The 1725-nt window shown below is 72.6% G+C and carries 2 protein-coding genes; one reads left to right on the top strand and one right to left on the bottom strand.

What is annotated here, in order from left to right; translation table 11 throughout:
* A partial coding sequence (locus E9998_RS25625; RefSeq protein ID WP_158299982.1) for a hypothetical protein occupies nucleotides 1-224 on the top strand: 224 nt, incomplete at its 5' end.
* 48 nt (nucleotides 225-272) lie between these two features.
* On the opposite strand, the gene argH is transcribed toward E9998_RS25625, so the two are convergent.
* Nucleotides 273-1673, bottom strand: coding sequence for an argininosuccinate lyase (gene argH, locus E9998_RS25000; RefSeq protein WP_136532471.1), 1401 nt, complete (start codon nucleotides 1671-1673; stop codon nucleotides 273-275).
* Nucleotides 1674-1725 lie beyond the last annotated feature (52 nt).

The following is a 1725-nucleotide window of genomic DNA, read 5'->3' on the forward strand; positions in this document are numbered from 1 at the left end:
ACCGCCCCCGCCTCCTCCAGTTCACCGCCTACTCCGGCGGGCTCGCCGTGGACTCGCACACCGAGGGGCTCTCGAACGAGGCCTCGAAGTTCGAGTACGCCTTCGCGCTCACCGCCGACGAGACCGACCCGATCGAGTACGTGACCGTGGCCGTCTGCATCGACGAGATCGTCATCGGCCAGCCCGAGTGCACGAAGGCCGTGGTCGTCTACCCGGCCGCCTGAGACACGGCGAGGGGCCCGGGGCGTACGCCTCGGGCCCCTCGCCGACTGCTACTTCGCCGCGGCCCAGTCGTTCCAGGCCTCGACCTGCTCGCGCACCTGCGCGAGCTGGTCGGCCACGGCCTTCGGACCGGTGGAACCGGGCGTGGTGCGGCCCGCGAGGGCGCCGTCCACGTCGAGGACGGCCTTCACGGACGGGTCGAGGTGCTCGGAGATCGCGGCCAAATCGGCGTCGGCGATCTCGTGCAGCTCGATGCCGCGGGACTCGCAGTGGGACACGCAGGCCCCCGCGATCTCGTGCGCCGAACGGAACGGGATGCCCTTGCGCACCAGCCAGTCCGCGATCTCGGTGGCGAGGCTGAAGCCCGTGGGCGCCGAGGAGCGCGGCACCTCGGTCCGGAACGCCATCGTCGCGACCATGCCGGTGACGGCCGGGAGCAGGAGCGCCAGGTTGTCGAGCGAGTCGAAGACCGGCTCCTTGTCCTCCTGGAGGTCCTTGTTGTACGCGAACGGCAGGCCCTTGAGCGTCACCAGCAGGCCCGTCAGGTTGCCGACCAGGCGCCCGGCCTTGCCCCGCGCCAACTCGGCCACGTCCGGGTTCTTCTTCTGCGGCATGATCGAGGAGCCGGTGGAGAACGCGTCGTCCAGGGTCACCCAGCCGAACTCCTGGCTCGACCAGAGGATGACCTCCTCCCCCAGGCGGGAGAGGTGCACGCCGATCATCGAGCAGATGAACAGCAGCTCGGCCGCGAAGTCGCGGTCGGCCACGGCGTCGAGCGAGTTCGGGGCCGCGGACGCGAACCCGAGCTCCTCGGCCACGGCCACCGGGTCCAGCGGCAGCGACGAGCCCGAGAGGGCCCCCGAACCGAGCGGCGAGACCGAGGTGCGCGCGTCCCAGTCGGACAGTCGCGACAGGTCCCGCAGGAAGCCCTGCGCGTGCGCGAGGAGCTGGTGGCCCAAGGTGATCGGCTGCGCGTGCTGGAGGTGGGTCATGCCCGGCGCGGGCGCGTCCACCACCGTCGCCGCCTGCTCGGCCAGCGCGGCGACCAGCGCCGTCACGTCGGCGGCGAGGCCCCGGGCGTGGTCGCGGCAGTACAGGCGCAGGTCGGTGGCGATCTGGTCGTTGCGGCTGCGTCCGGCGCGGAGCTTGCCGCCGAGGTCGCCGAGGCGTTCGACGAGGCCGCGTTCGAGCGCGGTGTGGACGTCCTCGTCGGCGACGGTGCCGGTGAAGGCCCCGGAGGCGACGTCCTCTTCGAGGGCGTCGAGCGCCTCGATCATCGAGGCGAGTTCGACGGCGTCGAGGAGCCCGGCGCGGTGGAGGACGCGCGCGTGGGCGCGGGAGGCCTTGAGGTCGTAAGGCGCCAGGCGCCAGTCGAAGCCGATCGAGGCGTTGAGCGCTTCGAGGGCGGCGGCGGGGCCGCCCGAGAAGCGGCCTCCCCAGAGTTTCGCCATCACCGCACCTCGGCGTTCACGCGCGGGGCGGCGGGGGTCTCGGGGCCGCCGT

This window comes from Glycomyces paridis, from assembly GCF_004912155.1.
In the GTDB taxonomy this organism is placed as follows: domain Bacteria; phylum Actinomycetota; class Actinomycetes; order Mycobacteriales; family Micromonosporaceae; genus Glycomyces; species Glycomyces paridis.

Coding starts and splice junctions, on each gene's coding strand:
- argH (WP_136532471.1), bottom strand. CDS start 1,673: ATGGCGAAACTCTGGGGAGGCCGCTTCTCGGGCGGCCCCGCCGCCGCC.